The organism is Pseudoduganella sp. RAF53_2 (assembly GCF_052113985.1).
Taxonomy (GTDB): domain Bacteria; phylum Pseudomonadota; class Gammaproteobacteria; order Burkholderiales; family Burkholderiaceae_D; genus Rugamonas.
In genome coordinates this window covers 1-7,763 of record NZ_JBFRDW010000256.1, presented here as the reverse complement: position 1 = coordinate 7,763, position 7,763 = coordinate 1, and the positions used below count along the sequence as shown (strand labels likewise).

Genomic DNA, 7,763 nt, shown 5'->3' with positions numbered 1-7,763 from the left:
ACTTCCTGCAGCTTCTTTTCCAACTTGTCCGTGACCTGATCGGCCATCTGCTGGGCCGAAGCGCCCGGCAGCTTGGCCTGCACCACCATGGCGCGGAAGGTGAATTCAGGGTCTTCCTTCTGGCCCAGCTTCTGATAGGCAAAGATACCGGACAGCGCCAGCAGGCCAATCAGGAAGATCATCATTTGCGGGTGCTTGAGCGCCCAGCCGGAGAGGTTCAGGTCTTTCATGGCTGGCTCCGCGCCGCCACACGCACCTTCTGGTCGGTATGCAGCATATGCACGCCGGCGGTGACAACTTTCTCGCCATCCTGCAGGCCGCCGGAGATCAGGGCCGTATCGTCTTCCACTGCCAGCAGTTTCACCGGCCGCTGGCGCACACGCTCAGTCTTGGGATCGACCACCCATACGGTCGGCTTGCCCTGGTCCGTGACGGCGGTCAGCGGCAGACGAATGGCTGCTTCGCCTTCCACGTCGGACAGATTGAGCGTGGCGGTCATGCCCAGGCGCAGATTGTCGTCCGGTTCGAGAATGGTGGCGCGCGCGATGTAGGTGCGGGTGACGCTGTCGGTATCGGGCGCCAGTTCACGCAGGCGCGCGGCGTAGACCTTGTCCGGCTTGGTCCATGCGGTGACCTGCATTGCGCGGCCCGGCTTCAGTTCGGCCACGCGCGACTCGGGCACGCTGACCACGATCTCGCGTTCACCTGCTTCCGAGATGGCGAGTACGGCCTGGCTCACGCCCACCGTCTGCCCTGCTTCGGCATAGATCGCCGTGACCACGCCGGCGCGTTCCGCGCGCAACTCGGTGTAGCCGCGCTGGTTGGCGGCCATCGCGCGCTGCGCGGTGGCGGAGCGCAGCTGCGCGCTGGACTGACGCACCAGCATGCGGTTCTGGTCCAGCTCCGCCTGCGAGATGAACTTCTTGCGGAACAGTTCTTCGGCACGCGTGAGATCAGCACTGTCTTTCGCGAGACGGCTTTCGGCGGAGTCGGCTTGCGCGCTGTAGGCCGCGAGATTGAGGGCCGCGTCCTGGGGATCGAGGCGCATCAGCACCTGGCCGGCCGCCACCTTATCGCCCACGTCGACCAGGCGTTCGGTGATCTTGCCACCGACACGGAAGCCGGCCTTGTGTTCATGCCGTGCGCGGATCTCGCCGGAATAGGCGGCGCCCACGGTGCCCTTGCTATGGCTGACGGTGGCAACCCATACCGGGCGCACGTCTTCGTATTGCTCTGGTTCGCGGTGGTGGCAGGCGCTGAGGAGGATTGCGGCCGCCAGTCCCGTTGTGATGCTGGTCTTCATGCGTATCTCCGTTCGGTGTGCAGCCTGCACGAAATGGCAGGCTGCGAACGGGATACTAAAGAAGGGAGGCAGATGCTTTCTTGTACTAACCCGACATTCGCGCTTGTCGAATTTTCACAATGGACTATCGATTACCAGTTGGCGGTCGGCCCCGGTGTAGCGCAGCAGGCGCCCGGCAAGGTCTTCTTCCTCGCCGTGGATCGACTTGATCAGCGCGCTGGGCGTCATGTTCGCCATCTCGGCAAAGTCGCGCACCATATGGGCCTGGTCATAGTAGCCCGCTTCATGCGCGACCTCGGTCAGCCGGCCGCGCCCCGGCGGATTGCGCATGATGGTGGTCATGGCGAATGCATGCCGCATCAGGCGCCGTGTATCGCGCAGGGACACGCCATACGAGGCGAGGAAGCGGCGTTCGAACTGCCGCAACGACAAGTTTGTGTATTCGGCCAGTATCTCGGCTGGCTCGCTCAGTGTCGACACCGGCAGACATAAGGGCGCTACGCGGTTCTGGCTCTCCAGCTGCATGCGCRCCAGCAGCCACTCGCCGATAGCATTGATCCATTGCGCTGCCGTGCAGCCCGCGCGCACGGCGTCCGTCAGCTGATGCACGGCGCCGGGATCGATCAGGAACTCAAGCGGAATGGTGCGGTTGGCCAGCTCGCTGACCGGCGTATCCAGCACGCGCCCCATACGGCCTACGCGCATCACCGACACCACCAGGCTGGTGCCGGGCATCCATTCCAGCCGGATCGGCCGCAGGTTCGGGCCGCGCACAAAGGCTTCCGTCACCAGCAGGCCGTCCGGTCCGCCCAGCCGCACGCCGCCGCTGACGATCACGCACATCGAAGGGAAAGCAATGGAGGGCAAGAGCACCGGGCCGCTGGCGCCGACTTCCACATGCAGATAGCGCAGCAGCGACAGCAGCCGCGCTGGCGCGGCGTACAGGCGGCGCTGGGGAGCGCTGCATTCCGCTATCTTGCGGAGCATTTGATCGTTATCGGCATCCATGCCCTTCTCCGGGGACGCCTCAATGATGCGCTTCCCCGGCCATACTGGCAATGCCCGGGGCTGGGCCTACTTCAGCAGGGACATCAGCGTCTTCCACTGGCCTGCAGTGACGGGCGTGATCGACAGGCGGCTACCTTTCTGCAGCACGACCATGYCTTCCAGCGCAGGGATGGTGCGCAGTTCGGCCAGCGACAGCAGGCGCGTTTTGCGCACGCCTTTCACGTCAACAGAAATCCAGCGCGGCGTTTCCTTGGTCGCCTTCTCGTCGAAGTAGTGGCTCTTCTTGTCGAACTGCGTAGCGTCGGGATAAGGCCAGCTCACCACTTCCGCAATGCCTGCAATGCCCGGCTCGGGACAGGACGAGTGATAGAACAGCACACCATCGCCGACCTGCATCGCATCGCGCATGAAGTTGCGCGCCTGGTAGTTGCGTACACCGAACCAGGGAACCGTCTTGTCCGGTGCGGCCATCACATCATCGATGCTTACTTCATCGGGTTCGGACTTCATCAGCCAATACTGCATGCGACTCCTCCAGACGTAAAAAAACGGTTGCGCGTCTTGCGACGCATGCAACCGCTTCATATGGAATAAGGCCCCGCCTGTGCCGTTATGCCGGCATCCCGAACCTTACGGTTCAAGGTGGTTGCAGTTAGTTCAACTTCGGGTTCATCGGACTAGCGACGCTCACGCCCGTCAAACAAATTCCCGCAACCGATGCATGTAAATGGTTCAAGGAATATATGGCAAATCTCGAACACCGCAGGGTGACACGAAGTTTACTCCTCCACGCCTTTTCGCGAAAGGCCTTTTGGACAATAAATCAGAAGAGATTTTCTTGCGGCGTCAGTGCGTTGTCGAGGACAGTTTGCATGGCGCGCATCTTCTCCTGCACTTCCAGCATCGACATTTGCGACAGCGGGCCCTGTCCAGTTTTCGCGCTGAGGAATTCACCGGCCATGCTCAGTGCCGCCATCACCGCGATACGGTCATTGCCCTTCACTTTGCCGGCGTCGCGGATGGCGCTCATTTTTTTGTCGAGCAGTTTCGACGCTTCGCGCAGTGCTCCTTCTTCGCCTTCTTTACACGCCAGCTTGTAGGTCTGGCCCATGATGGTCACATCAACCTGGATCATTGTGCATCCTCTTGTGCGGGCGCAGGTGCGCCAGGGATTTTTTCAAGCAGTGCAGCGACGCGTTCGTGTGCTTCACGCAGGCGGCGATTGAAATCGATGTTCTCCGAAATCAAAACAGCGTTGGCCTGACGCAGATGGGCATTTTCCCGGCGCAGTGCCTGGGTCAATTCCGCCAACTGGTCGATTTTGTCGGAAAGGTCTTGGAAGTCTGAAATCATCTCGCAACTATAGGGCCGCACGATAAGGCGGTCAACCCGTTTGTAACTGTGTGAATTGCAGGTGAGTACTCGCCAGCGGTAAGAATTTCTTGCCTCTCCGTAGGCACTCTCCTACACGCCTATCCCAGCCGTTTCACGCTCTGCCGTTAAGTCCCTGATTTTGCATGAATGACATGGTTGAATATTTCACAAATTCAACCCGAATTTCCTATTGGAGAGTTGTAAGCGCTTGTTAATAAACAGTTTTTAAGAAATGTATGTTTGATACCGTGACGGCTCCTTAAGCGGCCCCAACCGTAGCAAATCAACTAGGAGCAAAGGCATGACTTATCTGAAGCAAATTGCAGCAGCACTGGCGCTCACCGGCGCCACCCTGGCGGCCCACGCGGCCGATATCAGCCTGTCCCCCGCGCCGATCGACCTGACGGATGGCGTAGGCCTGGCCAGCCGTCTGATCACCGGCAACAACTCGGGCAATACCTTTGCCGATCAGTACACGTTCAGCCTGTCCRGCGTTTCCAACGTACTGGCCGACGTGTATTCCTTCAGCGGCAACGCCAAGAACGGCCTGGATATCACCGGTTTCTCGCTGTTCAACGCCGCCGGCRCCCTGGTCAGCTCCGGCAACCAGCTTTCCACCGGTCAGACTGACCAGTGGGTGCTGGACCTGGGCAAACTGGCGGCCGACAACTATTACCTGCAGGTCAGCGGCAGCGCGCTGTCCAAGTCGGCAGGCAGCTACACCACCAACCTGAGCGTATCCGCTGTGCCAGAGCCTGCCACCTACGGCATGCTGCTGGGCGGCCTGGCCGTGCTTGGCCTGGCCACCGCTCGCCGTCGCAAACAGCAGTAAACCCAGGGCATAAACCGGGTGCCTGCCACGACCTGGCAGGCACCTGCTCCTCGCCTCTGGTTCAAAAAAGGACGCCGCCTCCGCTGCAGCAAAAAGCATGGGCCCGCCTAGGAGCGGAGCCGGTGTCCTGTCTCGTCTTGACCTTCCGCAAACAAATTCTCTTGAAAAGCCCCAAGGCCGTCCATATAATTGTTGGCACTCGTTAGCCGAGAGTGCTAACAGCTGATTTACTTGCACAACTAGCAATTACCAACTGAATAAAGGAGTTTTGTATGAACCTTCGCCCATTGCACGATCGCGTCATCGTCAAACGTCTGGACCAGGAAACCAAAACTGCGTCCGGTCTGATCATTCCTGATGCCGCTGCTGAAAAGCCGGACCAGGGTGAAGTGCTGGCTGTGGGCAACGGCAAAGTGGCTGATAACGGTACTGTCCGCGCTCTGGAAGTCAAAGTCGGCGACCGTATTCTGTTCGGCAAATATTCCGGCCAGGCCGTCAAAGTTGACGGTCAAGAGCTGCTGGTGATGCGCGAAGAAGACATCCTGGCCGTCATCAATAAGTAATCGGCCTTTCAATCCAGAATTCAGGAGAAATCAAACATGGCAGCTAAAGAAGTTATTTTCGGCGATTCCGCACGTTCCAAAATGGTAGAAGGCGTGAACATCCTCGCCAACGCCGTTAAAGTCACCCTGGGCCCGAAAGGCCGCAACGTGGTGCTGGAGCGCTCCTTCGGCGCCCCGACCGTCACCAAGGACGGCGTCTCGGTCGCGAAAGAGATCGAGCTGAAAGACAAGCTGATGAACATGGGCGCGCAGATGGTCAAGGAAGTCGCGTCCAAGACCTCCGACAACGCCGGTGACGGCACCACCACTGCAACCGTGCTGGCACAAGCCATCGTGCGCGAAGGCATGAAGTACGTTGCAGCCGGCATGAACCCAATGGACCTGAAGCGCGGCATCGACAAGGCAGTTGCTGCCACCGTTGAGCAGCTGAAGTCCATGGCCAAGCCAACCACCACCTCCAAGGAAATCGCCCAGGTTGGCGCGATCTCCGCCAACTCCGAGTCCTCGATCGGCGAGCGTATCGCTGAAGCGATGGAAAAAGTGGGCAAGGAAGGCGTCATCACCGTGGAAGACGGCAAGTCCCTGCACGACGAGCTGGACATCGTGGAAGGTATGCAGTTCGACCGCGGCTACCTGTCCCCGTACTTCATCAACAACCCGGAAAAGCAAGTTGCCGTGCTGGAGAACCCATTCGTTCTGCTGTGCGACAAGAAGATCACCAACATCCGCGACCTGCTGCCGGTACTGGAGCAAGTAGCGAAAGCCGGCCGTCCACTGCTGATCATCGCTGAAGACATCGAAGGCGAAGCGCTGGCGACCCTGGTGGTGAACAACATCCGCGGCATCCTGAAGACCTGCGCAGTGAAAGCTCCTGGCTTCGGCGACCGCCGCAAGGCCATGCTGGAAGACATCGCTGTCCTGACCGGCGGCCAGGTCGTGGCTGAAGAAGTCGGCCTGACCCTGGAAAAAGCTACCCTGGCAGAACTGGGCCAGGCCAAGCGCATCGAAGTGGGCAAGGAAAACACCATCGTCATCGACGGCGCCGGTGAAGCCTCCAACATCGAAGCCCGCGTGAAAATGATCCGCGTGCAGATCGAAGAAGCGACCTCCGACTACGACCGCGAAAAACTGCAAGAGCGCGTGGCCAAGCTGGCTGGTGGTGTTGCCGTGATCAAGGTTGGCGCAGCCACCGAAGTCGAAATGAAAGAGAAGAAGGCCCGCGTTGAAGACGCCCTGCACGCAACCCGCGCTGCTGTGGAAGAAGGCATTGTTCCTGGCGGCGGCGTAGCCCTGCTGCGTGCACGTGCTTCCCTGAACGTGAAAGGCGACAACGCCGACCAGGACGCAGGCATCAAGATCGTTCTGCGCGCCATGGAAGAGCCACTGCGCATGATCGTTACCAACGCCGGCGAAGAAGCCTCGGTGGTGGTGAACGCCGTGCTGGCAGGTTCCGGCAACTACGGCTACAACGCGGCCAACGGCACCTACGGCGACATGGTCGAAATGGGCGTTCTGGACCCAGCCAAAGTGACCCGCTCTGCCCTGCAGAACGCGGCCTCCATCGCTGGCCTGATGCTGACCACCGACTGCATGGTTGCTGAAATCGTGGAAGACAAACCGGCCGGCGGTATGGGCGGTATGGGTGGCATGGGCGGTATGGGCGGCATGGACGGCATGATGTAAATCATCGCCAGCTCACGCTGACAAAAGCCTGCAAGGTTCGCCTTGCAGGCTTTTTTTATTCGGGGTCAGATCTCCGAATTTTTAGTAGTCGAATTTGTTGCTGCGGGCGTTCTTGCTGAACTTGCGGGGAGGAGGGTCTTCTTCGGCTTTGCGGACGGCGGCGCGTTCAGCGCGGCGTTCTTCGGCGGCTTCGCGGGCTTGCTGGGCGCGCGCGTATTGATCGTCGAGGCGCTGCTGCACGCGCAGCTGCTCGGTGATGTCCTGGTAGCGCATGCTGCCCTGGATCAGCGCCACAAACCACGCCAGCGCCACCGCCCACAACATCCAGTGAAATCCGCTTTGCCATGCGCCGTAAGCGATGTCGATGAAGTCGAACAGCGGGCGCGCCTGTGCCARCGCGCTCTGCCCGACGAACGCCAGGCATGCCGCCATCAAGCCCATGATGACCGTGCCCGTCAAATGGCGTTTGGCATCTTTGGCCTGAAGGTCAAGCTCGGCTTGGGCGTCTGAAACGGTATGCATCGGTGCGGCGAAAACGGCAGAAACGGCGGGAAGCATAATTCTCTCATCAATTTTTCCTAAAAGAAAGAATATGTGTCAAGCGGAATCTTCTTTCGCAACAGAGTTGATAGTGATACAATCTTGCTGTCTATTTGGAAACTATTGAAAACTAAATGAAACTTTCTGCCCTTACCGTCGCCGCTGCTGCCCTGCTGGCCAGCGCTTCCGCTAACGCCACCGTGATCCAGCTGGTCAAGAACGGCAGCTTCGAAGCCAATGCGGTCGGCAATGGCAGCTGGACCACGCTGTCCAGTATGAACAACTGGACCGTTGGCCAGAACGGTGTCGAAGTGCGCAACAATGTGTCCGGCGCCGCCTCCAACGGTTCGATGTACGTCGAGCTGGACACCAGCGCCAACAGCTGGATCAGCCAGAGCTTCAACACCATGGCGGACTACTCGTACACCGTGTCCTTCGACTACTCGCCGCGCGAATACAC

Annotated in this window: 10 protein-coding genes, 1 other RNA gene and 1 pseudogene; 4 read left to right on the top strand and 8 right to left on the bottom strand. The window is 59.7% G+C overall.

Annotation, left to right across the window (positions count from 1 at the left end; genetic code table 11):
• The 7 genes from AB4Z11_RS16190 to AB4Z11_RS16160 form a co-directional block, all read right to left on the bottom strand.
• A partial coding sequence (locus tag AB4Z11_RS16190; protein ID WP_442026273.1) for an efflux RND transporter permease subunit occupies positions 1 to 230 on the bottom strand: 230 nt, incomplete at its 3' end.
• The gene (locus AB4Z11_RS16185; protein WP_442026272.1) at positions 227 to 1,303 is read right to left on the bottom strand and encodes an efflux RND transporter periplasmic adaptor subunit; all 1,077 of its coding nucleotides are present in this window, start codon (positions 1,301 to 1,303) and stop codon (positions 227 to 229) included. The genes AB4Z11_RS16185 and AB4Z11_RS16190, both read right to left, overlap by 4 nt.
• Before the next feature lie 114 nt (positions 1,304 to 1,417).
• Positions 1,418 to 2,311 carry a helix-turn-helix domain-containing protein gene (locus AB4Z11_RS16180; RefSeq protein ID WP_442026271.1) on the bottom strand — a complete coding sequence of 298 codons (894 nt, stop codon included), beginning with the start codon at positions 2,309 to 2,311 and terminating at the stop codon, positions 1,418 to 1,420.
• Positions 2,312 to 2,377: 66 nt separating this feature from the next.
• Positions 2,378 to 2,836 (bottom strand): EVE domain-containing protein, encoded by a 459-nt coding sequence (locus tag AB4Z11_RS16175; protein ID WP_442026270.1) that lies wholly within the window; start codon positions 2,834 to 2,836, stop codon positions 2,378 to 2,380.
• Between the two features lie 66 nt (positions 2,837 to 2,902).
• Positions 2,903 to 3,083, bottom strand: a non-coding RNA gene (ssrS, locus tag AB4Z11_RS16170) — 6S RNA.
• A 51-nt stretch (positions 3,084 to 3,134) separates the two neighbouring features.
• The gene (locus AB4Z11_RS16165; RefSeq protein ID WP_442026269.1) at positions 3,135 to 3,446 is read right to left on the bottom strand and encodes a cell division protein ZapA; all 312 of its coding nucleotides are present in this window, start codon (positions 3,444 to 3,446) and stop codon (positions 3,135 to 3,137) included.
• Positions 3,443 to 3,664, bottom strand: coding sequence for a hypothetical protein (locus tag AB4Z11_RS16160; RefSeq protein ID WP_442026268.1), 222 nt, complete (start codon positions 3,662 to 3,664; stop codon positions 3,443 to 3,445). Before AB4Z11_RS16160 ends, AB4Z11_RS16165 begins: the two co-directional genes overlap by 4 nt.
• 322 nt (positions 3,665 to 3,986) lie before the next feature.
• On the opposite strand from AB4Z11_RS16160, the gene AB4Z11_RS16155 reads away from it, so the two are divergent.
• The 3 genes from AB4Z11_RS16155 (at position 3,987) to groL (ending at position 6,763) form a co-directional block, all read left to right on the top strand.
• Positions 3,987 to 4,517, top strand: coding sequence for an FxDxF family PEP-CTERM protein (locus tag AB4Z11_RS16155; RefSeq protein WP_442026267.1), 531 nt, complete (start codon positions 3,987 to 3,989; stop codon positions 4,515 to 4,517).
• 272 nt (positions 4,518 to 4,789) lie between these two features.
• Positions 4,790 to 5,080, top strand: coding sequence for a co-chaperone GroES (gene groES / locus AB4Z11_RS16150; RefSeq protein WP_442026266.1), 291 nt, complete (start codon positions 4,790 to 4,792; stop codon positions 5,078 to 5,080).
• A gap of 36 nt (positions 5,081 to 5,116) precedes the next feature.
• Positions 5,117 to 6,763 (top strand): chaperonin GroEL, encoded by a 1,647-nt coding sequence (gene groL / locus AB4Z11_RS16145; protein ID WP_442026265.1) that lies wholly within the window; start codon positions 5,117 to 5,119, stop codon positions 6,761 to 6,763.
• A gap of 81 nt (positions 6,764 to 6,844) precedes the next feature.
• On the opposite strand, the gene AB4Z11_RS16140 is transcribed toward groL, so the two are convergent.
• A complete protein-coding gene (locus AB4Z11_RS16140; RefSeq protein ID WP_442026264.1) occupies positions 6,845 to 7,285 on the bottom strand; it encodes a hypothetical protein in 441 nt (146 codons plus the stop codon).
• 152 nt (positions 7,286 to 7,437) lie between these two features.
• Here AB4Z11_RS16140 and AB4Z11_RS16135 point away from each other — a divergent pair.
• Positions 7,438 to 7,763: pseudogene (locus tag AB4Z11_RS16135) on the top strand (FxDxF family PEP-CTERM protein); the annotation flags it as partial.